The sequence below is a fragment of the Mycolicibacterium chengduense genome (genome assembly GCF_033741155.1).
Classification (GTDB): domain Bacteria; phylum Actinomycetota; class Actinomycetes; order Mycobacteriales; family Mycobacteriaceae; genus Mycobacterium.
The window spans coordinates 647519-670839 of sequence record NZ_JAWQNH010000004.1 but is presented as its reverse complement, the minus strand read 5'-3'; the positions used below and the strand labels follow the sequence as shown (position 1 = coordinate 670839).

Here is a 23321-nt window from a genome sequence, read left to right as displayed (position 1 = left end):
GACACCAGCCCGCGAGACATGGCGCCCCGAACCAATGCTTGGCGAGGTTTTCGATGCCCGACCCCATGCCCGACCCCACTTACGACCGCGTCGAGCGCAGCCCGTCGCCGTTCATGTGTGCCCAGACCTGGCACGACACGACGGTGGTGATCAGCTGCACCGGTGTCGTCGACATGCTGACGGTGCCCGACTTCAACCAGGTCATCGCCACCGCCTTGGAGAAACAGCCCACCGCGATGATCATCGATCTGACCGAGGTCTCCTTCTTCGCCTCGTGCGGGATGGCCACCTTGGTGGACACCCAACATCAGGTGCCCCCGGAAGTCCCGCTCATCGTCGTTGCCGATGGACCGGTCACCCGCCGTCCGCTCGAGCTCGTCGGTCTGGCGGCGGTGTTGACGCTGCGCCCGACGCTGGACGACGCGTTCGCGCAGCTGCCGGCCGGTCAACCGTGACCGCGGCGAACCAGCGTCACCAGTCGCTGGGCCGGTAATCCTTCAGAAAACAGCCATACAAGTCTTCGCCGGCCTCGCCGCGCACGATGGGGTCGTACACGCGAGCGGCGCCGTCGACGAGATCCAGCGGTGCGTGGAACCCCTCGTCGGCGAGCCGCAGTTTGGTGGGGTGCGGACGTTCGTCGGTGATCCAGCCGGTGTCGACCGCGGTCATCAGGATGCCGTCCTGCTCCAGCATCTCCTTGGCGCTGGTGCGGGTGAGCATGTTCAGTGCGGCCTTGGCCATATTGGTGTGCGGGTGACCCGGCCCCTTGTACTTGCGGCCGAACTGCCCCTCCATGGCCGACACGTTCACCACGTATTTGCGCCGGGCTGGGGACGCGGCCATCGCCGGCCGCAACCGGCTCACCAGGATGAACGGTGCCGTCTGGTTGCACAGCTGCACCTCGAGGAGCTCCATCGCGTCGACCTCGTGCACGCGTTGGGTCCAGCTGTTGACCGATGCCGTGTCCGGCAGCAGTCCGCCGGCGTCGATCGCGACGCCGGCCGCGATCCGTTCCGGGGAGGCGCTGCGGGCGGTCAGGGCCAGCTCTGCCAGCGCGTGCGGGGTCTGATGCTCGGACAGGCTGCCGGCCAGGGCTGCCGGGTGCGCGTCGCTGACCCGGTCGAAGCTGACCACATCGACCTGCGCGAGTTCGGCCGGCGGGGTGCGCTCGGCCTCGACCAGGGCGGAATACGAGCCTGGGGCCCGGCGCACCGTTTGGGCCGCGTTGTTGATCAGGATGTCCAAGGGACCGCGCTCGGCGACGGTGTCGGCCAGCGCCACCACCTGCGCGGGGTCGCGCAAGTCGATGCCGATGATGCGCAGCCGGTGTAACCAGTCCGCGCTGTCGGGCATCGCGGCGAAGCGCCGCACCGCGTCGTTGGGGAAGCGGGTGGTGATGGTGGTGTGTGCGCCGTCGCGCAGCAGCCGCAGCGCGATGTACATGCCGATCTTGGCGCGGCCGCCCGTCAGCAGCGCCGTGCGGCCGGTGAGGTCGGTGCGGGCATCCCGCTTGGCATGGCTGAATGCCGCGCAGTCCGGACAAAGCTGGTGGTAGAAGGCGTCGACGACGGTGTGGTGCTTTTTACAGATGTAGCAGGCGCGTGACCGGATCAGGGTGCCCGCGGTGGCGCCGGTGGCCGCCGATACCAGCGGTATCCCGGCGGTCTCGTCGTCGATCCGGCCCGGCGCGCCGGTGGCGGTCGCGGCGATGACGGCCCTGTCGGCTTCTGCCACCGCGTCGCGTTTGGCGTGCCGGCGGGCCTTGCGCACCGACTTCCAGATGCCCGCCGTCGCGCGCCGTACGGCAACGGCGTCGGGGTGCTCGGGCGGCAACGATTCGACCTCGGCGAGCACCTGCAGGCAGGTGCTCAGCTTTTCCGGATCGATCGAGGTCACCGTGAAAGGGTGCCAGCCCGCCCGAAGGCGCGGCAAATCGGCGCGCTCACACCGGCGCGACGACGAAACCGGCAGCGTGGCCGGGGTGCGGCAGCGTTTCGTGTTGCTGTGGGCGGACCAGAGCGGCTCGTCCGGGCCAGGTGAAGTCAGACAGGAACAATAACTTCATTTAATGGGATAAGTGAAGTTAAGATGCGGAGGTGACTTCACTTGAACCGGTCACGCGCGAGGAGGTCCGCTGGGAGCCGCAGGGCAGGCGGTACTCGAGCGCGGCCCGACCGAGGTACGGCATTTATTACCCCGCGGTGCCGGCGACCATTGCGGAGCTGGTTCTCGCCGTGTCACCGGCAGTGTTGGCTGACGCTGAGTCGGCCAGTCGCGAGATTGCGCGGTTCGATGCCGAACTCGGGGGCGAGATCGCACCGTTCGCGTCAGTGTTGCTGCGGTCAGAGTCCGCGGCGAGTTCGCAGATCGAAAATCTCACCGCCTCTGCGCGCGCGATCGGTGAGGCCGAGTTGCCCGGCGGGAAGGCGAAGCGGAACGCGACCCTGGTGGTCGCCAACACGGCGGCGATGCAAGCGGCGATGGCGCTGTCCGACGCCGTGGATGCCGACGCGATCCGGGCGATGCATCGGGCGTTGATGGTGGACGATTCGCGTCATACGCCAGGCGAGTTCCGCGCCGAGCCAGTGTGGATCGGCGGTGGGTCCACTCCGATCGGAGCGACGTTCGTCGGCCCGCGCCATGAGCTGATTGCGGGGGCGATCGATGATTTGATCGCGTTCGCGCAGCGGGCCGACGTGCCCGCGCTGCCGCAGATCGCGGTAAGTCACGCACAGTTCGAGACGATCCATCCGTTTACCGACGGCAACGGTCGGACGGGGCGCGCGTTGGTGCAAGCGATGCTGCGCAACAAGGGCTTGACGCGGCAGGTGACGGTGCCGGTCTCCGCCGGGCTGCTCGCCGACACCGAGGCATACTTCGCCGCACTCACGAGCTACCGCGACGGTGACGCCGCGCCGATCATCGAGAGCTTCTCGCAAGCAACGATTTCGGCGATTGTCAACGGGCGAGAACTGGTCGCCGACCTTCGCGAGATCCGGGAGAGTTGGAACGGCGTGATCACCGCGCGGTCGGACTCCGCGGTGTGGAAGGTGGCTGATTTGTTGACCCGCCGACCGGTCGTCAACGCGGTCCTCGTGGCGGAACAGCTGGGCATTGAATCGACCAATGCTCACAGGTACCTCAACCCGCTCACGGAAGCGGGGATTCTCATCGAGGCCACCAACGGACCTCGCAACAGAGTCTGGCGGTCCCCGGAAGTGCTTGCCGCGCTCGATGCGTTCGCCGAACGCGCCGGCCGACGCGGATGAGCGTCGCGAAACGCACTCCTGAGCGCCGGCGCACGGTCCGACTTCCCGAGGTGGAGCACAGCTGAATACCGCCTCTGACCAGCGCCCCTGTTTTTCAGCGCCCCCGGCAGGAATCGAACCTGCGATCTAGGGATCTGGAATTTGGGGTGCCGACCTGTTCCGGAAATGTGCTTGTTTGCACTGGTAGATGTTGGTTTTTGGCTCTGACTGATTCGGCCTGGGACTGGCTGGATCCGGTCGATTCTTGGTCATTAGCGCCGAATAATCGCCAACGGCGTTGGGCAGCTCTCGAGCAGGCCGGACGACTGGCGATCGACACTTTCAATCGTGTCCTCGAACGGCCAGAACTTTTGAACCTCGACGCGCAGGAGCGGATGCGGTTGGTCTTGCTCGTCTTCCCGAAATAGCCTTGCCAGAGCGCCAAGAAGACGCGGCCGCGAGTGAGGATCTCACCGATTCGATTTCGAGGCTTACGCCGTCAAGCTCAGGCGTCAGGTTAGCCATCGCCAGGGCACCCTGATTGGGACCACTCGTGCCTCCCTCGTCTCCCGGCGACGCCGTACACCTAGGTCGGTTTTACCTCGGGAGCAACCCTCCGCTCACACGTGAGCGGCCAGCAGCCACTTCTGGATAACGATCATGAGCTCAACTCAGCCAGGTGCTGATACGGCTAATTCTTCCGGAGAAGCCCTGTCACCCCGGCGAGTAAGAGTGCCGCTAATGCCCACGAGATCAGCTTCAGTAGCGGCAGCAGTGCGGAGAGCGCCAAGGTCGCATCGGAAGCGACGATCCAGTCCCGGTTGGTGGAGGAAGCGGGCGGAACAACTGTATTGACAGCAAAGGTGAAGGAGTCCATGCACGGATAATCTGGGTGCACTTCGCACGGTGTTTCGGCGGTTACGGGCAAGAACCTGTCTGCTTCGTGCTGTTTCGCCGCTAGCTCAGTTCCTTTCGTTTCCGGGGTGATCCCGAAGTGTTGCAGGACAGCAGCTCTGGCGGCAGCTGAGTCGGTGGGGGCGATGTCTTCGCGATTCACCGCCACTAGCGACAACGCGGCGAGCAGGATCGCTAACATCCAGATGATCGCCACGAGCGGGTAGTAGCCGTTACCGGCTACCGCGAAATATATCCAGCGCAGAGTTCGAGTGGGCGAGGGTGATTGGCGCGTAACTTGCCGGGCCGCAGCAAGCCGTAGGTGCCTTGCACCCGCGGGATCGCCGTTGCGGTCATATACGTCGGCTAGTGCGTGCCAGGGCTGAACCGACACCCTCGCAGACGTCCTTTCGCCCCTGGGCGTCGGCCTGGTACGCCTTTCGAGCACCTCGTTAGTTTCCAGCCAGGTCCGCGCCCGACGCCAATCTTCGCGCAGCGGACCATGGAGATCGCCGACAGACCAGCCTGTTGCGTTTAGTGGCGCGGGCGGGTTTTCGAGGGTGTTGATGTCGTCAGTGATGGTGGCCCGGATTAGATTCAGCGCACCGCGGAAGGTGCGTGGTTGCAAATGCAGGGATCCAATCCTGGCCCGCTCAAGGTAGAGAGCGCTTCCGTTCGGGTTTTGTAGGACGGCGTCTTTGATGCTGAGCTGGCCGTCAACCCGGGCACCCACACCGCGGATCTCCCCCTGAGCGTGGAAACCGTCGGTGGCGAGCAAGCTTCCGGATACGTGCGCATGATCGAGAAACAGTGCGGTCCCATCTGAGTGGTCTATGACGGCGCCCGCCAAGTTGACCTGGCCGTCGATGCGCCCGACCAAAGCGCGGACCTGCCCTCGGGCGCGGAAACCGTCGGTGGCGAGCACGCTTCCAGCGATATGTGCACCGTCGAGGTTTAGCGCAATGCGGCCGGGATTATTGAGGGTCGCGCCGTTCAGGTTGAGCTGGCCAGCAATCTGGGCCGCCACAGCGCGGACTTCCCCTTCGGAGTGAAACCCATCTTTTGCGGACATACCCCCAGCGATATTCGCGCCATCCAGGCTTAGGGCTGTTCCGTTGGGATTGTCGAGGCTGGCGCCGTCGAGATTGAGCTGCCCATCGATGCGAACACCCGTACCGCGGACCGATCCGCAGATCCGCGAACCTTGTTTGGCGACAACACCTCCGGTGATATATGCGCCGCCGATACTCAACGCAGTTCCTTGGGGATTGTTTAGGTTTACGCTGGTCAGGTTGAGCTGGCCGTCGATGCGGGCACCGGCCAAGCGAATTTCTCCTTTCGCGAAGGCATGAACAAGCTCGACGTGAAATAGTTGTGCTAAAACGGCATTCAGTCCTGCATTGAAAGCACAGAAAGCGAAACTCAGCCGATAAGGAAACTTTATGTGTTCCATATCGAGGCGCTGCAAAAACAGCGCACCTCTGATACGAAGCCCCTGTGGGTCGACTTTGAGAGTCGGGTCGGTGAGCACTGTTCGAAGCGCTGCCCCCGGGATGGTGCGCTCTGGCGGCCAAGCTGCAGCCTCGGACGGGTCGACCGACTCGCCGGGAGCCAAGTCGAGGACCGCGCCCCTGCGAGCTGCGTCGGCCAGTCGGGCCACCCATTCGTTGACCTCAGGCTCCGGTGTTCGGATCGCTTCATTCACAGACTGATTCTGGACGACAACAACTGATTCAATTGCTAATTGGTTTGATCGTGAAGTCGAGATTGCTCGGTTAGCGGCAAGGTCGAACGTAGGAGTGGAGTGCTCACGGCCCACGCTTGCGGTTCGCGGATCGGAGTCGACAGACAACTTCCTTGATCGGCAAACTACGGGGTTCGCTACCGGCCGGCGAGCAGTTAACGGCCGTTCGCGATTCCCAAGACGGATTATTTCGGCGATACGCCTGTGAGTCCTTGAACGAGCCAGTCAGCTTGTGGCTCGATAAAGTCCCAGAATTCGTCGTAGAAACTGCCGTTGCCGCGAATCTGTCCTACGAGATACACTAATGTCACGCACCACGCCCACGGCGTGTTCACGTGGATGACCTTATTGTCGCCCTTTCCTCGTGCCGGGGGCGGGGTATCAAGTTCAATACCCATGCGGTTCCAAATGCGTCCGTGGTGTGAACAGACATTCCGAAGTACAGTAATGGAGCGGAACACCTTGCGTGAATACCGTGTAGTGAGTCCAAATCCCTCCGCCATTGGTTTGTACACTCCGTCGACATCTGCAACGAGTCCATACATTCTTGAAGTGGTTCCAAGCGACATGACCTCGACAGCCGCCCAAATGGGCATTGATTCGCCGCGCTGCGCGTGGTGCTTGGCGAACCGCTCCTCCGAGCGGTTCATGTCGTCCTGGATATCCTTCAGGAGCTTATCGCGGGTTGTCCCGTTGGGGTTTTCATAGTTCTCCTCGTAAAGGTATCCGGTCGGTCCCGATGACTTCGCCATTAGGTAGGCGAGTCGTGACCTAAACACAACCTCGAATTCCGCAAGCCCAGCTCGCAGCAGCGCGGCAAGCTGGAGATCGAATTCGTATACGGTCCTCACTTTGGCAAGATCGGTACCAGATTCAAATTGATTCTCGCCGGCCTGAGGATTCTGCTGGAAATATCTGAAGTATCCGCTCAACCGGTAGTAATTATGGTCCTCGAGAAAGCGCCGCGTTTCTGGTGATTCATCGACAATCAGACCGTTCGCGCGCAGCTTTTCGATCTGCTGGTCGATACTGTGGAAGGGCTTCACCGGCACAGATGATAGTAAAACGCCCGCCGAAGTAAGGAAGCTTTCGCTCTAGCCTTGGCGGGCATCGTTACGGAGAGTGTAGCGCAGGCCCGCCGAGGGTTCAACCAACACCAGACTCGAGGGCCAGCTCAGGTTACATGCTGACCGGCAGGTCTGCAGTCGGCACCGCGTATTGGGCCTGTCGTATGCCGTGAAGCCTCGGCATTAGCCGACGTTGATAGGGCCACCGTGGTAGTCCCTCCACCAACCCGCAAGCACCGCATGGTTTTCACGCACCGCTGACTGAATGCCCTTGAGTTTTTTGGCAGCGAGGCCGCGCGGCAGGTCATCCAGTAACTCGCCTGTCGTCAGCTCGATCCGGATCTTCGCGTTGGGGTGCGAGCTGATGGTTACGTGCACATGAGGTGGCGGGTGGTCGTTCGGGTGCACGGAGAGCTTGACCCCACCTTCAAGAGCGAACCCCGCCGAGGTCAGTGCAACCACGAACCCGTCCTCGTCGAATGCGATCCCGATCGGATTGCCGAACGCGAAATTTGCGGCATTCCGCAGACGCAGGAAGACATGCTCTGGGGTGACGTACCCGGCCGCCGCGGCCTCGTCCCACTCGGATCGGCTCATTATGGTGATCGGCACGTCGTAGTCCTGATCCCACCATGGATTCCCTGGATACCTGCTCATGCCGGCGACCTTACTGAGCAGGGGTGCAGAACGGGGCGCACGGACATTGACCTGCCTAATGCACACGGCCGGGTGAGCCACCGACAACGACGCCAGACGCTGGTTCCTTTCAATCCGGTCTACGAGTGTCGGGTCATGGGACTGCGTCTGGCCCGTTGCGTCGTCGAGGACGGCTGGACGCTGCGACGAGCGGCCGAACGCTTCCAGGTCGCGGTCACCACGGCCCAGCGCTGGGCCTCGCGATACCGAGAGCTCGGCCAGGCCGGCATGGCCGATCGAAGCTCACGACCGCACCGATGCCTCCACCAAACGCCCACCCGTACCGAGCGCCGCATTATCAAGGTCCGGGTGTTGCGCCGGTGGGGACCAGCCCGGATCGGCTATCTGCTGGGCATTCATCCCTCGACCGTGCACTGAGTGCTGACCCGCTACGGGGTCGCCCGGCTGCGCTGGCTGGACCGCCCGACGGGCCGCGTCATCCGGCGCATCGAATCCAAGGCTGTCGGAGACCTCGTCCACGTCGACGTCAAGAAAGTCGGCAAAGTCCCTACCGGCGGTGGATGGCGGATGCAGGGGCGCAGCGTGGGGAACCGCAACGCGCAGGCCAGCAGAGGACCGGGCCAACACCGCAATCGCCGTCTTGTGCGTGGCTATCACTTCCTCCACACCGCGATCGACGGACATTCCCGGCTGGTCTACAGCGAACTGTTGGCTGACGAGCGCAAAGAGACCGCTGCCGCGTTCTGGACACGCGCCAACGCTTGGTTCAACCAGTGCGGGATCATCGTGCGGAAAGTGTTGACCGACAACGGTTCCTGCTACCGGTCACACGTATTCCGTGACGCACTGGTTGGTATCGAGCACCGTCGCACCCGCCCCTATCGACCGCAGACCAACGGCAAGGTGGCGCTTCCACCGAACTCTGGCCGATGAATGGGCCTACGCCCGGCTCTACACCAGCGACGCGCAACGCTGCCAGGAGTATCCGCGCTGGCTGCACGCCTACAATCACCATCGCGGCCACACCGCACTCGGCCGTCAACCACCAGCCAGCCGTGTACCTAACCTCTAAGGTCAGTACAGCTAGATCGCTCACGATTGTATCGTTCCAATATGGGCCACTCGACGCGGAATCGGAGCTATCCGGAGTTCGTCCAAGCTTGTCGAGCCTTTAGACCCAGCGAGCTCGTTCCGGCGATTGCTCGTATTTCTGCCGCGCTAGGGGAGCCTCCCTACTCTGACGAGGTGAAACGAAAAGTGCCTCCGTGGGGCTTAGCGACGATCGCTCGTGAGTCGCTCCTATGGGGAAACGAGAACCGAAGAGCGACTGTATCCGACGAAGCCGTCACTCGATTGTTGGTCCGACTCTTCAATTCGAAGGTTATGCCCGATTTGGTGCCGGGCGATAAAGGATTTGCGTTAGCGCTCCTCACGCCCATTCTCTATGAGCAGTTCCCGTGGCAGGAGTCTATTTTCGAAGAACTTGCGCGGTCCCATGCACTCCTCATCGAAGGGCTCCAAGAGATTGACACTGAGGTCCTTTCGGAGGCATCGATCGCTCATGTTCTGGGTGGCATATCGCTCCGAGAGGCCATTGGTGCGACTTTCGTTCTACAAGTTGGCGCTTATCAGAATGGCGGATCCTACAACCCCGGATGGCTTGACCAGGAAAACTTTAGAGACGTGCTCGCTATGTATTCGCGGTCGAACATTGAAACAACTGTCAGCCGTCTCACGGCAACTCGATCGGAGATGAAGGCTGACTTCAATGCGAACACACACGGGAACAAGCGTCTTGCGAAATACGACTACAACCCATTGGTTCGAACGCCGTTTGTGGCATTTGACGACGGATCGATAGTTGCCCCGGCACCGAGGCTCATCATGCGGACAGTCACTCCGGGAGGCCTTTACTACCCCGGTATCGCGACATACGGTCCAGGGTTCGCTACCGAATTGGGTTGGCTCTTCGAGCGCTACGTCGGACGCAATCTCCGGCTTATAGCCGGCGCGGAAGTGCATCCCGAAATTCGTTACGGGGCGGGAAAGAGTATGAAGAGCATCGACTGGTTTGTAGTAATGCCCGGACTCGTACTTCTCGTCGAGTGCAAGCTCAAGAGACTAAGCCTGTCAGCGCGGGCCGGTGATCTCGCTCTGCCGAAGGAGCTGTTCCTGGCGATAGAGAGAGCCTACGATCAACTAAGACGTTCGGTCGAGAACGTCGCAGCCGGAACTGCGGAGTTCGCGGACATTCCCAGCGATAGGCCACTTTTGGCGATGGTCATCTCGGCTGAGCCTTCGTACATTGGAAATGCCTACCTCGTCGAACAGCACGGGGCGACAATCACAGCTGGCGCTGCGACAGATGTGCCGGTCGCGGCGCTGAGTGCACGCGAACTCGAAACGCTCGTCACACACGGCGAACACGTTGAAGAGCTTCTTCTGAGATTGATGCAGGACCGCGCTCCCAACACGGCGCTAGGAATTCTCGGCATCCACACTGGCGACGGCAAACGAAATCCAATACTGGAGAGTGCTTGGGCTACTTACTTATTCCCGTCGGCAATCTCGTCGGACGCTGAATCAGCAGAGGTTTGACCGACTCGATTGCCGCTTAGCGCTCAGCGTCGGCGTAGAAGGTGGTCGAAGGATCAGATCGCAGGGCCGATGTCGAAGAGGATCACTTCGATGTGTTTGTGTGACAGATGACGTTCTGCCTGGACGCGCAGGCTTTTGGCGAGCACCTCTGCATCCCGGTGCTTCCGGGTCCAGGATGGCGGTCTTAGTTCCGGCGCGGTCCAGTAGACGATGAAAATGCCGTAGTCGAACGCGCCTGGGCTCATGTACCTGTCAACAAGTTGGTCATCGATCGCGGTCGTTAGTCCGGCGTTGTTGACATGCTTGGCTTCGAAGACAACCCGGGCCACGCGAGTACCTCCAGCGGTCGCCGTGATGTCTATCCGAGTCCCGATGCCAGCTTCCTTATGTCGTGTGATTTGTATTTCACGGTCGAGTACGACATGTGGCTGGAGTCGAAGGCGTAGCTGTTCGGCTAGCCAATCTGAAACTGTGTCTTCACTTTTGGGAGACGCACCTTCTTTTCCGGGCTCTCCGTCCCATACGCTTCGGAACGCGGCCCGGCGGCGAACATCGTCTTGGATCTCGCCGATCTTTTCAATAAGCAATGCTTGAAGTGATGCGCTGTCGCGGATCAACCGGGCATCCCCGCTCGCGACCAGCTTGAAAAGGGTTGCTGGTTGCAAGGGATTCCAGCTCGCCGATGCTTCGTGAATGCGCGCTTCCCGGAGAAGGTGCTGAATGTAATCGCTGTCTCTTGATGGAAGACCACGCCCGAGTGCATCAAGGGATGCGACCATGCCGCGGCCGGCCATCGCCTGCAGGAGACGCGTCCGGACCCAGCGTGCAGTTGACTCTGGAGTGCTCGAACCGACGATGGCTAGGTCATCTGGATCGTTGGCCATCGGAAACTGGTCGAGCAACCTGGCGGTCAACGCGCTGACCGAATCATTCGACAGATAATCGATGTTCACGTCGCGTAGATACTCGAGCTCGATGGGCCGGTCCTCAGTGAACCATCGAGCGAGCAGTTCCTCCGGTGCAAGTCTGGCGAGAGTGGTCAAGACGGCCGGGGGTGGGGTGTCGTCGTTCAGGGCCGCACGTGCGATATCGAGTGCTCGCATGGGGGCATGCTCCGCAAGCGTCGTCAAAGCAGAAGAGCGACGGTTCGCGGGGCGATCGGCGCTGAGGGCAATGCCCTCGATGATCGCGATGTGACGCTGATCGGTGAAGTCTGCTAAGGGGTGATAGTCGAGCGTTGCATCTGCAGCTTCTTGAAGTCGTTCGCGGAACACTGTGTCAATAGCTTCGCGACCCGCCTGCGGCGCCGCGTCACGGGTTTCGCGTTGCCAGCTGCCTCCCTTCAGATACGGCGGCATTGCTGTGATCGCCGGAGCCCAGGTAACCCACGTGGTCAGTTCGACATCGGCGAGCAGGCTCGGACGGCGCACGGCGAGGGTCGCGAGGAGAAACACTGCAGCCCAGTCGGGCATCGCGATGTCGAGGGTTAGCGTCTGTCTGCTTTCCCAACTCGAAACGCTGGGATGTCTCCAACGGACGTAGTTGAGTCCAAGTCGTAGGATCTCCTCCTGTTCGGCCGCACTTAGCGCGGGCCACAAAGCACGACTGGTCAAATCCCACTCGAGCAACTGCTCGGCATCGGCTCTTACTGGGTCTGCCAGCGCAGTGACGAGGTGCCACCAGCGGCTGATGTCGGCTTGGGCTTCAGTTAGCGCTTCGCGGACGTCGGAGACACTCTCAGCTTCGGTCGGCAGACTTCGCGCGTATTCGATTTCGCGAGCAACCCAGTCAGGGCGTGTGTCGATGTCATCAGAACCCTGGAAGTCTGAGATGGCCGCGTACGCGGGATGGTCTTCACCAAGCTCGAGAATGCGATCGGCGGCCGCGGCATCGGCCGGGTACCAGGCTAAATGCCGCAGCACGATTCGGGAGGCTTCCAGTGCTTCCGGTGGTGCAGCATCGCCTATCCAGTCCACCAACCAAACTAGATCTGACGCCGTCAGCATACGTAGGTCATAGACAGCGGCGAACGAGTCTTCGTGCGCTGTAAGCGCCGCAACGGCCATGATGCGTCGTAGTTCAGGATCATCGTCTACATCCCAAGGGAGACCTTCACGTCGCAATGACGGAGGGAAGCCTAGTCGGTCGCTACCTAGTGCTCTACCGAGTGCTTCGGCCACCGCAGAGTCTCTAATCTCCCACGCACGCCGCAGGAGGCCAGTGAGCAGATCGTCGAAGGCATGATCGCTTTGCTGTGTCCGTCTGGTCAGGGCGTCGGTAAAGGTAGCAACAACGTCGCTATCAGGTAGCAGTGTGGGTAGTTCGCTAAGAATAATTCTGTATGCACCAATATAATTGGAAGCACGTTGGGGCCGGAGCGCTCGGCGGATGTGATCGGATTTGCCAGCGTCGGGAAGCAACGCTCGTAGGGTTGCTGCGAGGATCTCGTCAAGGGGGTCTTCGTCAGCGCCCAGGTCAAGCAGTGGCGCCAATTGGGACAGCCGGTTTCGAGGGGCGACCGCGGCGAAGGCCTTAACGGCCTCTGCTCTCACTACATCGGGCCAGGAGGAATTGAATGCAACCTCGAAGAGGTCGTCGGTAGCCTCCGCGGCGCCGCATTGCCACGCGATTCGACAAATCCAGTACGCCACTGCAGGATTCGATGCTTCTTGCGCTGCCTTATGGAGCTGACTGGCCAGCTCGGGGTGAGCCAGGACAGTCGTTTCTGAACGCCATCCATAATCGATCGTCCCATTTGCAGCCGCGGCGAGTAGTGCTTCGACGATTCGCTCGCGAACCTGGTCGCCCACCAGCTCTAAGCCAGTGGTACCCAGCAGTTGCTCGGCGTTGCTCGCGATCAATTTTTCGGGAACCGTTGCGTGTAAAGCTAATAGCCAGCCAAGTACTTCGATCATGGGTCCCGGAGCTATTCCGTTGATGTCAGCGCCCAGCAGGGAGACGAGCCGTTGACCGCTGACGCTGCGACGAATTAGGTACTGCGCGGCGAGGAACTCGGTATATGACTGGTGGGCGAAGGTCACTGTGCCGTGCCCAGCTGCGACGAAAAGCCCAGTGCCGAGCACTTCTCTGAAATGGCCCAGTGTCAGAGGTGAGCTGGCCAGGTCGGGTTCTTCTTGAGTTGGCAGAGAGCTTACCGCGATTGACGAGTCTTGCTCGGTCGTAGACGTTTTGGGGGCGTAGCTGTGTACGTTGCAGAAGATTGAAGTGGCAGCCAATCTTTCCGCCACAAGCTGTCGGCGTTGTCGGTCGAGTTCTTCGGCCGGCCGGGTAATGCTCGTTTCGGTGAGCAGTCGGGTGATTGCATGTTGCATAGCTTCCGACCGATTGGAGGGCATGCGTCCTCTGGTCCGCCAGTCATCCAGGAGATTCACGGCATGCAACGGCAGCGCCAGCAAGCGTGTCAGTCCGGCGAGCTGAGCATCTCGCAGAAAGTCTTCGGCATCGCCTTGAGCCAGTCCATGGAGGTCGAGCAAGCTCAGCGGAAGTAGTTCCAGTTCTTCGAAGCCAGTCAGCGCTGTGCGCATTCCGTTTGCCAAATCGACGGTCCAAGAACTCGGCCTGCAAGCGAACCGCCACGCGACATGGGCCAAGCGGGGATGGCTGACCAACTTCACCAACATGTAACCAATGTTGGAGTCGATCTGTAGAGCCTCGTCGATGGAATCGACGAACACAGTGGTCGGTTGCGTCCCGTCGGCCGGAGACGCGCTCGTAGGTATCAGGTCGACAAGTTCGGCAACTGATCGGCGGGAGTGGAGTCTGAGGTCGATTGACGTGGAGAACAGTTCCTCGGCCTGCAGGGCTTCAATGAGGGTAGTTTTGCCAGCTCCGCCCGGCGCGAGCAACACGTAGGACTGACCTACGCCCACTAGTTCACCGGAATGCCGAGGTCGATCGCCCGTGTACCAGACGCGGTCTAGTGCTTCGAGGTCAAGAAGGCCGTCATCGGTGCGCGGGATTGTTGAGCCAACCGGCGCAACCCACCTAACGCCGCCTCGACTTTGGGGCGACGCTGCGGCCGGCAACTCAGGTTGCGCAGAAAGGCGTGAGTGTGTCATTACCTTGACTAGCTTAGTTGTAACGTCGCCGCCATCCCGTGGGGAATGTTTCCGCTACCTCAAGTGGTGGCACTCCGTGGAGTACAAACGCTGGTTTAGCGCGCACTTGATCGAACGTAGAGGCCTATGAACCCTCCGCGATGTCGGTCGTGAGCAGAGCCAACGACTGTCCGAGGATGGCCACTCGGCCCGCACTCTCGACACCTACCGCTGCACGGGCCACCAAGCTGGCCAAGTTCATGGCCGGCGTGAAGGTGGGGGAGGCGTCGGCTGCCATACTGGACGCGGCTCTGCGGTCAATGCGCACCGCTCACGGGGCGGTCATGGCTCGCCAATCCAGGACCCTGCTGCGCGGAGCGCTCCAGCTCGCCGTCCTCAACAACGTCCTCGGCTCCAACCCAGTGCGCGACGTTCAGGCGATCAAGTCGAAGAAACAGCCCAAGGGCGCCCACGCGCTCACCGCGGACCAGCTGCGCGATCTGCTGACCAAGCTGAGGACGTCGGAGGTCTGCCGCCGACGCGACCTGACCGACCCGATCACGCTGCTGATTGCCACCGGGCTACGCCGCTCCGAACTGCTGGCGCTTCAGTGGACCGACTTCGACGCAGAGGCCGGCACGATCTCCGTCTCCGGCAAAGTCATCCGGGAAAAGGCCAACGGCCTCGTTCGGGTCGATGAGACCAAGACCGCGGCCGGAAGACGGGTCATCCCGCTGCCGACGTTCGCCATCGCGACGCTCACCGAGCGTCGGAAGTTGCCGTACCTCGGACAGCAATCGGTCATCTTCCCCTCTACAAATGGCACCCTGCGTGACCCCGACAACTTCGCCGGCCAGTGGCGCAGAATTCGCGACGAATTGGGCGTCCCCGACATCAGCTCGCACAGCTTCCGCAAGACAGTCGCGACGCTCATCAACGACGCGGGACGGTCGGCTCGCATAGGCGCCGACCAATCTCGGGCACGCCAAAGTGTCGATGACCCAGGACCGCTATATGAGCCGCGGCCGGGTCCACAACGAGGTGGCGAATCTGCTGGACAAGGCCGTCGCCGACAACTCAGGTCCGCTATAAACGCCGAATAAACGCCGACCGACCTTATTCAGTACGGCTAAATACCATCTCTGACCAGCGCCCCCGGCAGGAATCGAACCTGCGACCTAGAGATTAGAAGGCTCTTGCTCTATCCAACTGAGCTACGGAGGCAAACGCGGCTGAATTCTAACCCGCGTCTGGATGGCGGGAACTTGTCACACCCGCAAAGCCGTCCCGCGCTCGTGACCAGCCGACTAGCGTGGACGCTGCATGGCGGCCGACGGGAGAGCGCCGTGCAGGAGGAGTGCGCGCGATGAGCAACGTGCCGTTGGATGCGGCGGGGCTGCCCCAGAAACTGAACGGCGTCGACACGCTGCTACACCGCGGTGAGGCCAACCCACGCACCCGATCGGGAATCATGGGCGTCGAGCTGCTTGACCTGACCCCTGATTGGGAGCAGTTCCGCGCGGTGTTCGAGCAGGCCTCCCGCAAGGTGCTGCGGCTACGCCAGAAAGTCGTCATGCCGACACTGCCCACGGCGGCACCGCGCTGGGTGGTGGACCCCGACTTCAACCTGGACTACCACGTGCGCCGGGTCCGCGCTCCGGAGCCGGGCACGCTCCGGGAGGTGCTCGACTTGGCCGAGGTGGCGCTGCAGACGCCGATGGACATCACGCGTCCGCTCTGGACGGCCACCCTCGTCGAGGGCCTGGCCGACGGTCGCGCGGCCACCATCCTGCACCTGAGCCACGCCGTCGCCGACGGGGTCGGCACCGTCGAGATGTTCGCCAACATCTACAACCTCGAACGGGATACCCCGATCGGCGAGCTTGCGCCCCTACCGATTCCACAGGATCTGTCGTCCAACGACTTGATGAGAATGGGTATCAACCGACTCCCGATGAAGATCACCAACAGCGTGCTCGGTCTGCTCGGGGGTGCGGTACACGCGGTCACCAACGTCGTGCGCGACCCGGCCGCGACGGTCAGCGGCGTCGTCGACTACGCACTGTCGACCGCCCGGGTGTCCCGGCCGGTGGCCGACCACTCACCGCTGCTGCGGCGGCGCAGTCTGTCTTCGCGCAGCGAGGCCATCGACATCGTCTTCTCCGACTTCCACCGGGCGGCCAAGGCTGCCGGCGGTTCCATCAACGACGCATACCTGGCCGGGTTGTGCGGCGCACTGCGGCACTACCACGAAGCGAAGGGCATCCCGATCGAGACGCTGCCGATGGCGGTCCCGGTGAATCTGCGCGCCGAAGACGATCCGGCCGGTGGAAATCGTTTTGCCGGAATCAATCTGGCGGCACCCGTCGGCATCGCCGACCCCGAACAACGGATCAAGGCGATCCGCTCACAGATGACCGACAAGCGCGAGGAACGCGCCATGGACATGGTCGGCACCCTGGCGCCGTTCGTCAGTTTCCTGCCCGACGCCGTCCTTGAGTCGGCCGCCGGCTCGGTGGTCAACTCCGACGTCCAGGCCAGCAACGTGCCGGTGTATCCCGGCGACACCTTCATCGCCGGAGCAAAGGTGTTGCGGCACTGCGGGCTCGGTCCGCTGCCCGGTGTGGCGATGATGACCGTCCTGGTATCGCGCGGTGGTTTCATCACCGTCACCACCCGCTACGACCGGGCTGCATTTGACGACGACGCACTGTGGGCCGGCTGCCTGCTCCGCGGGTTCGACGAAATCCTGGCCCTCGGCGGGGACAGCCGCGCCGAGGCGGCATCCTTCACCGCTCCGGAAGCCGTGTCGCCGAACGGAAGTGCCGATAAATGACCGAGGCACGTTTGCCGGGCACGGTCGCCGAGATCGAGGCCAGTCCGCCGGGGCCCCAGGTCGGCGCGTTCTTCGACCTGGACGGCACGCTGGTGGCCGGGTTCACCGGGGTATTGATGACCCAGGACCGGCTGCGCCGCGGGCAGATGAGCGTTGGCGAGTTCATCGGCATGGTGCAGGCCGGGCTCAACCATCAATTGGGTCGCTCCGAGTTCGAGGACCTGATCGGCAAGGGTGCGCGGATGTTGCGCGGCAACTCGCTCTCGGATCTGGACGAACTGGGGGAGCGGCTGTTCGTCCAGCACGTGCGTAACCGCATCTACCCCGAGATGCGGTCGATCATCAAGGCGCATATGGCGCGCGGGCACACCGTGGTGCTGAGCTCTTCGGCGCTGACCGTGCAAGTGGAACCCGTTGCTCGCTTCCTGGGCATCGACAACGTGCTGTGCAACAAGTTCGAGGTGGACGACGACGGTCTCATCACCGGCGAGGTGCAGCAGCCGATCATCTGGGGACACGGAAAAGCGCATGCTGTGCAGCGCTTTTCGGCCGCCAACGGGGTGGATCTGACCAAGAGTTATTTCTATGCCGACGGCGACGAGGACGTCGCGTTGATGTACGTGGTCGGCAACCCCCGCCCGACCAACCCCGGCGGCAAGCTGGCCGCCGTCGCTCTGAAACGAGGCTGGCCGATCCTGCGGTTCAGCAGCCGCAGCGGCAGCAGCCCGGTCGCGCAATTACGCACGCTGGCCGGTCTGGCCACCATCCCGACGGTGGCCGCCGGCGCGGTCGGGCTGGGATTGCTCACCCGGAACAAGCGCGTGGGGGTGAACTTCTTCACCTCGAACTGGAGCAAGCTGCTGATGTTGACCACCGGCATCGAGCTCAACGTGCTTGGCGAGGAGAACCTCACCGCACAGCGGCCCGCGGTGTTCATCTTCAACCACCGTAACCAGGCCGACCCCTTCATTGCCGGCAGGTTGGTGCAGGACAACTTCACCAGCGTCGGCAAGAAGGAGCTCGAGCGCAATCCCCTGATGGGTCCGCTGGGCAAGGTGATGGACGCCGCGTTCATCGACCGCGACGACACCCAAGCCGCCGTCGAAGGACTGCACAAAGTGGAAGAGCTTGCCCGTAAAGGGCTTTCCATCATGATCGCCCCGGAGGGCACCCGGCTGGACACCACCGAGGTCGGCCCGTTCAAGAAGGGGCCGTTCCGTATTGCGATGGCCGCCGGTATCCCGATTGTCCCGATCGTGATCCGCAACGCCGAAGTCGTCGCTGCGCGGGATGCCAACACCTTCAACGCCGGCAAGGTCGACGTCGCGGTGTTCCCGCCCATCCCCACCGACGACTGGACCCACGACAATCTGGCCGAGCGGATCGCCGAGGTCCGCCAGCTCTATCTCGACACCTTGGCGTCCTGGCCGCGTGATCAGCTGCCGGAGGTCCCGTTGTACAAGCGCGGTGCCGACGCCCCTGAGCCCTCTGCCTCGAAAGACCGCCAATGACAAGGCTTTCCGCCCACATCGAGGGCTTCAGCCCGACGGGTGACACGCTGGTGCTCGCCTCGGTCGGTTCGCCGGCCGAGGAGGAGCTGCTCAAACACTGGCTGGCTCAGCAGCGCCGGGAACGGCCGGAAGCCCGGGTCGAGGTGCTGCACCTGCCGGACTCCGATGAACCGCCGCCGACGGTATTGGCTCAGCTGGTCGACAAGCTCTCCGCCGACCAGGATCGGTCGGTGGTTCCGGTGCGGGTGTTCTGGGTGCCCGGCGGATTGCCCACTCGATCCAAGGTGGTGGCGCTCATCTCCGGGCGGGATACCTACCGCCCGCCCGAACTACTGCAGCGACGCATCCTGCGCAAGGATGCGTCCCGGGCCCGGGTGGTCGCCGGTGAACCGGCCAAGGTGTCCGAGCTGCGTCAACAATGGAACGACACCACCACCGCCGAAAACCCGCGTGAGTTCGCCCGCTTCGTGCTCCGGCGCGCCAGCCTGGCCATCGAGCGGGTCGAGCTGAGGCTGCTGGGCCCGGAGTACAAATCGCCGCGACTGGTCAAACCGGAGATGTTGGCATCAGCCCGTTTTCGGGAAGGGCTGGACAAGATCCCCGGGGCCACCGTGGAGAAGGCCGGCGAGATGCTCGACGAGTTGTCCACCGGGTGGAGCCGGTTCTCGGTGGACCTCATCCCCACGCTGGGGCGGGCCATCTTCAGCCGCGGCTTCGACCCGAACATCGACTACGATCGCGCCGAGATCGAAACCATGCGCCGCGCCCTCGAGATCCATCCCGCGGTGCTGCTGTTCTCGCATCGCTCGTATCTGGACGGGGTGATCGTCCCCGTTGCCATGCAGGAGAACCGGTTACCGCCGGTGCACACCTTCGCCGGAATCAACCTGTCATTCGGGGTGATGGGCCCGCTGATGCGGCACTCGGGGGTGATCTTCCTGCGCCGCAAGCTCGATGACCCGTTGTACAAGTACGTCCTGCGCCAGTACGTCGGCTATATCGTGGAAAAGCGCTTCAACCTGAACTGGTCTATCGAGGGCACCCGGTCGCGCACCGGAAAGATGCTGCCGCCCAAGCTGGGCCTGTTGTCCTACGTCGCCGACGCCTACCTGGACGGCCGCAGTGAGGACATCCTGCTGCAGCCGGTGTCGATCAGTTTCGACCAGTTGCACGAGACCCAGGAGTACGCGGCGTACGCCCGCGGCGGCGAGAAGACGCCGGAGGGACTGAGCTGGCTGTACAACTTCGTCAAGGCGCAGGGCGAGCGCAACTACGGCAAGATCTATGTTCGTTTCCCCGAGGCGGTCTCGATGCGCCAGTACCTGGGGGAGCCGGGCGGCCCGATGAACGCCAACCCGGACGCCAAACGTCTGGCGATGCAGAAGATGGCGTTCGAGGTGGCCTGGCGTATCCAGCAGGTCACGCCGGTGAATGCGACCGGTCTGGTGTCGGCACTGCTGCTCACCACCCGTGGTGTCGCGCTGACCTTGGGGCAGCTGCACCGCACGTTCGGGGATTCACTGGATTACCTTGAGCGCAAGGGTATTCCGATGACGAACAGTGCCCTGCGGTTGCGCACTGTCGACGGGGTGCGGGCCGCGGTGGACGCGTTGTCGGGCGGGCATCCGGTGACCCGGATCGACGGCGGCCGCGAGCCGGTGTGGCGGATCGCGCCGGAGAACGAACATGAGGCGGCCTTCTACCGCAATTCCCTGATCGCGTCTTTCCTGGAAACCTCGATCATCGAGCTGGCTCTGGCGCACGCCGCGCGTGCCGAATCCGATCATCTCGCGGTGTTCTGGGCGCAGACGGCCCGGCTGCGTGATCTGCTGAAGTTCGAGTTCTATTTCGCCGATTCGGCGACGTTCCGGGACAACCTGACCAAAGAGATGTCGTGGACGCAGGATTGGGAAGAGCAGATCGCTTCGGGCCGCGAGGGTAGCGAGGCTCTGCTGAGGGCCAAACGGCCGCTGCTCGGCTCGGCCATGTTGCGGCCGTTCGTCGAGGCCTACGAGATCGTCGCCGACGTGCTGCGCGACGCGCCTGCCGATATCTCCGAGAAGGAGTTGACGAAGCTGGCGCTCGGGGTCGGGCGCCAGCAGGTGGCCCAAGGCAGGGTGCGCAGCAACGAGTCGGTGTCGGCGTTGTTGTTCGCGACGGCTCGTCAGGTGGCGGCCGATCAGAAGCTGCTCGGGCGGGCACCCGACCTGTCGCAGCGACGGGCCGATTTCCTGAGGGAACTGCGGGACATCCTGACCGACATGGACACCGTCGAGGCTGGTGCGCGAGCCCAGTTCTACCAGCGGGAGAAAGCGGCGCAGCAGGCCGCTGACGCCTGAAGGCCACCCCATACGCTGGAGGGATGACGTCCACCCCCTCAGCGAGGACGCCCGCTCCGCGCGGCGCCGTATGGCCCGTCCTGTTCGGTGTCGCCGTGCTGGCCGGCGCCGTCGCGGCCGGGTTGGGCGGGTTGTCGCTGGCCGATGCGCTGACCGCCACCGGCCTGCCCGATCCCGGTCCGGTGACCACCTACGGCCTGCCGTTCGTCCGGGCAGCAGGGGAGATCGCCGCCGCCGTCGCCGTGGGCTCGTTCCTGCTGGCGGCGTTTCTGGTGCCGCCGCAGGCCAGCGGAGTGCTCGATGTCGCGGGGTACCGCGCGCTGCGGGCGGGCACCCTGGCATCGGGCGTCTGGACGGTGTGCGCGGTGCTTCTGGTGCCGCTGACGGTGTCCGATATCACCGGCCAGCCGTTGCTCAGCAAGCTCGGACTGGCCGATATCTGGTCGGTGGCCGGCCTGGTCGAGACCGCGGGCACCTGGCGGTGGACCGCTCTGTTCGCCGCGGTGGTCACCGTCGTGAGCATTCCGGTGCTGCGGTGGGCCTGGACGCCGGTGTTGTGCGCGGGGGCCGTGTTCACCCTGGTGCCGCTGGCGTTGTCGGGGCATTCCTCGGCAGGCGGTTCCCATGACCTGGCCACCAACAGTCTGTTCATCCACCTCGTTGCCGGGGTGGTGTGGGCCGGCGGGTTGTTGGCGCTGTGGGCGCTGGCTATCCGTGGCGGCGCGCACACCGACCTGGCCGCGCGCCGGTTTTCGGCGATCGCCCTGTGCTGTTTCGTCGCGATGGGGTTCTCCGGCGTCATCAACGCCTTCGTCCGGGTGCGGCCGGGCGACCTGCTGCACAGCAGCTACGGCTGGCTGATCATCGGCAAGGTGGCCGCTCTGCTGGTGCTCGGGGCACTCGGATACGCGCAGCGGCGCAGTGCGGTGCGGGCTTTGGCCCGCGATCCGGAGAACCGGCGACCGCTGCTCCGGCTGGCTTTCGTCGAGTCGCTGGTGTTCGGCATCACCTTCGGTATTGCCGTCGCCCTGGGCCGCACACCGCCGCCACCGCCCCCGGTGGCCAACCCGTCGGTCACCGCGGTGGAGATCGGCTACGACCTGGCCGGCCCGCCGACGGTGGCGCGCATCCTGTTCGACTGGCGTTTCGACCTCATCTTCGGCACCGCAGCCATCCTGTTCGCCGCCCTCTATGTCGCCGGGGTGATCCGGCTGCGCCGACGTGGGGATGCCTGGCCGGTCGGCCGGACCATCGCCTGGCTGTGCGGCTGCGCAGTGCTGCTGTTCGCGACATCGTCGGGCCTGGGCCGGTACATGCCCGCCATGTTCAGCATGCACATGGGCGCGCACATGCTGCTGTCGATGCTGTCCCCAGTGCTGTTGGTGCTCGGGGCTCCCGTGACGCTGGCACTGCGTGCGTTGCCGACCGCCGGTCGCGGGTCTCCGCCGGGTATGCGGGAATGGCTACTGGCAGCACTGCACAGCCGGGTGTCCCAGGTGCTCACCAACCCGTTCGTGGCCACCGCCTTGTTCGTCGGTGGCTTCTACGGCCTGTACTTCGGCGGCATCTTCGACGCGGTGGCCGGGATCCATGCCGCACACGTGGCGATGAACCTGCACTTCCTGCTGTCCGGCTACCTGTTCTACTGGGTCGTCATCGGAATCGATCCGACCCCACGGCCCATTCCAGCGCTGGCCAAGTTGGGCGTGGTGTTCGGCTCACTGCCGCTGCATGCCTTCTTCGGCGTAGTGCTGATGGGCACCCAGACGGTGATGGCCGAGAGCTTCTACAAATCGCTACAGCTGCCCTGGCATACCGATCTGCTCGCCGACCAGCGTCTTGGCGGCGGAATAGCCTGGTCGGCCGGTGAGGTGCCGCTGGTGCTGGTCATGCTGGCGCTACTGATCCAGTGGCGGCGCAGCGATGACCGCACCGCCAAGCGCCTCGATCGGGCGGCCGACCGAGACGAGGACGCCGACCTGGCCGCCTACAACGCGATGCTGGCCAAACTGGCCGACCAGGAGACGGGCCGCGGCGGTTAGCCCGGCAGGCCCTGTTCTTCGGTGGGCAGCGGCGCCGGACCGGTGATCTGCGGTGCCGCGCTCATCATCGGAGGGCGCACCTCGGCCGGGGCGCCGGGGGTGTTCGTCACGGTCACACCGGTTTCCATGCCCGCCGCCGAGTGCATATCCGGCGACGACAGGCTCGCAGTGCCGGCCAACGCCGCCAGCGCCACGGCACTGGCGGCCGCACCGATCAAGGACGTGAGAGTCAGACCCTTCATATTCGTTCCCCTATGTATTTTTTCGGTAATTCGCGTGGGCCGGAGCGGTCCATGCCGCCCCATGCAGGCCCTTGCCTATACAAGA

Annotated in this window: 14 protein-coding genes, 1 tRNA gene and 1 pseudogene; 9 read left to right on the top strand and 7 right to left on the bottom strand. The window is 63.4% G+C overall.

Annotation, left to right across the window (positions count from 1 at the left end):
* Positions 1-53 precede the first annotated feature (53 nt).
* A complete protein-coding gene (locus tag SBI67_RS18235) occupies positions 54-455 on the top strand; it encodes an STAS domain-containing protein (RefSeq protein WP_318981895.1) in 402 nt (133 codons plus the stop codon).
* 16 nt (positions 456-471) lie between these two features.
* Here the strand turns inward: SBI67_RS18235 and SBI67_RS18230 are convergent, their stop codons facing one another.
* The gene (locus SBI67_RS18230; RefSeq protein WP_318981894.1) at positions 472-1896 is read right to left on the bottom strand and encodes an SDR family NAD(P)-dependent oxidoreductase; all 1425 of its coding nucleotides are present in this window, start codon (positions 1894-1896) and stop codon (positions 472-474) included.
* A 200-nt stretch (positions 1897-2096) separates the two neighbouring features.
* Here SBI67_RS18230 and SBI67_RS18225 point away from each other — a divergent pair, with 200 nt between their 5' ends.
* Positions 2097-3269, top strand: a complete 1173-nt coding sequence (locus SBI67_RS18225; protein ID WP_413232515.1) for a Fic family protein — start codon at positions 2097-2099, stop codon at positions 3267-3269.
* Between the two features lie 670 nt (positions 3270-3939).
* Here the strand turns inward: SBI67_RS18225 and SBI67_RS18220 are convergent.
* The 3 genes from SBI67_RS18220 to SBI67_RS18210 form a co-directional block, all read right to left on the bottom strand.
* Positions 3940-5847 carry a hypothetical protein gene (locus SBI67_RS18220; protein WP_318981892.1) on the bottom strand — a complete coding sequence of 636 codons (1908 nt, stop codon included), beginning with the start codon at positions 5845-5847 and terminating at the stop codon, positions 3940-3942.
* Positions 5848-6071: 224 nt separating this feature from the next.
* Complete coding sequence (locus SBI67_RS18215) at positions 6072-6932, bottom strand: Abi family protein (protein ID WP_318981891.1); 861 nt, start codon at positions 6930-6932, stop codon at positions 6072-6074.
* Positions 6933-7136: 204 nt separating this feature from the next.
* Positions 7137-7610 (bottom strand): DUF4160 domain-containing protein, encoded by a 474-nt coding sequence (locus tag SBI67_RS18210; protein ID WP_318981890.1) that lies wholly within the window; start codon positions 7608-7610, stop codon positions 7137-7139.
* A gap of 135 nt (positions 7611-7745) precedes the next feature.
* Between SBI67_RS18210 and SBI67_RS18205 the strand changes: the two are divergent.
* Both SBI67_RS18205 and SBI67_RS18200 read left to right on the top strand, forming a co-directional pair.
* Positions 7746-8682, top strand: a pseudogene (locus tag SBI67_RS18205) (IS481 family transposase).
* A gap of 173 nt (positions 8683-8855) precedes the next feature.
* On the top strand, positions 8856-10208 hold the full coding sequence (locus SBI67_RS18200; RefSeq protein WP_318981889.1) for a hypothetical protein: 1353 nt from the start codon (positions 8856-8858) through the stop codon (positions 10206-10208).
* A gap of 53 nt (positions 10209-10261) precedes the next feature.
* On the opposite strand, the gene SBI67_RS18195 is transcribed toward SBI67_RS18200, so the two are convergent.
* A complete protein-coding gene (locus tag SBI67_RS18195; protein WP_318981888.1) occupies positions 10262-14077 on the bottom strand; it encodes an NACHT domain-containing protein in 3816 nt (1271 codons plus the stop codon).
* 449 nt (positions 14078-14526) lie between these two features.
* Between SBI67_RS18195 and SBI67_RS18190 the strand changes: the two genes are divergently transcribed.
* Entirely contained in the window at positions 14527-15369 is an 843-nt protein-coding gene (locus tag SBI67_RS18190) for a tyrosine-type recombinase/integrase (RefSeq protein ID WP_318981887.1), read from the top strand.
* Between the two features lie 47 nt (positions 15370-15416).
* Here SBI67_RS18190 and SBI67_RS18185 read toward each other — a convergent pair.
* Positions 15417-15490 (bottom strand) — tRNA-Arg (locus SBI67_RS18185).
* A gap of 142 nt (positions 15491-15632) precedes the next feature.
* Between SBI67_RS18185 and SBI67_RS18180 the strand changes: the two genes are divergently transcribed.
* From SBI67_RS18180 to SBI67_RS18165, 4 genes are read left to right on the top strand one after another with little or no spacing between them, the layout of a single operon-like run.
* Positions 15633-17102, top strand: a complete 1470-nt coding sequence (locus SBI67_RS18180; RefSeq protein ID WP_318981886.1) for a wax ester/triacylglycerol synthase family O-acyltransferase — start codon at positions 15633-15635, stop codon at positions 17100-17102.
* On the top strand, positions 17099-18613 hold the full coding sequence (locus SBI67_RS18175; protein WP_318981885.1) for an HAD-IB family hydrolase: 1515 nt from the start codon (positions 17099-17101) through the stop codon (positions 18611-18613). The genes SBI67_RS18180 and SBI67_RS18175 overlap by 4 nt, the downstream gene beginning before the upstream one ends.
* Positions 18610-20952, top strand: a complete 2343-nt coding sequence (locus SBI67_RS18170) for a glycerol-3-phosphate 1-O-acyltransferase (RefSeq protein WP_318981884.1) — start codon at positions 18610-18612, stop codon at positions 20950-20952. Before SBI67_RS18175 ends, SBI67_RS18170 begins: the two co-directional genes overlap by 4 nt.
* Positions 20953-20975: 23 nt before the next feature.
* Positions 20976-22994, top strand: a complete 2019-nt coding sequence (locus SBI67_RS18165) for a bifunctional copper resistance protein CopD/cytochrome c oxidase assembly protein (protein ID WP_318981883.1) — start codon at positions 20976-20978, stop codon at positions 22992-22994.
* Here the strand turns inward: SBI67_RS18165 and SBI67_RS18160 are convergent.
* Positions 22991-23236 (bottom strand): hypothetical protein, encoded by a 246-nt coding sequence (locus SBI67_RS18160; RefSeq protein WP_318981882.1) that lies wholly within the window; start codon positions 23234-23236, stop codon positions 22991-22993. The genes SBI67_RS18165 and SBI67_RS18160 overlap by 4 nt on opposite strands.
* Positions 23237-23321: the final 85 nt, after the last annotated feature.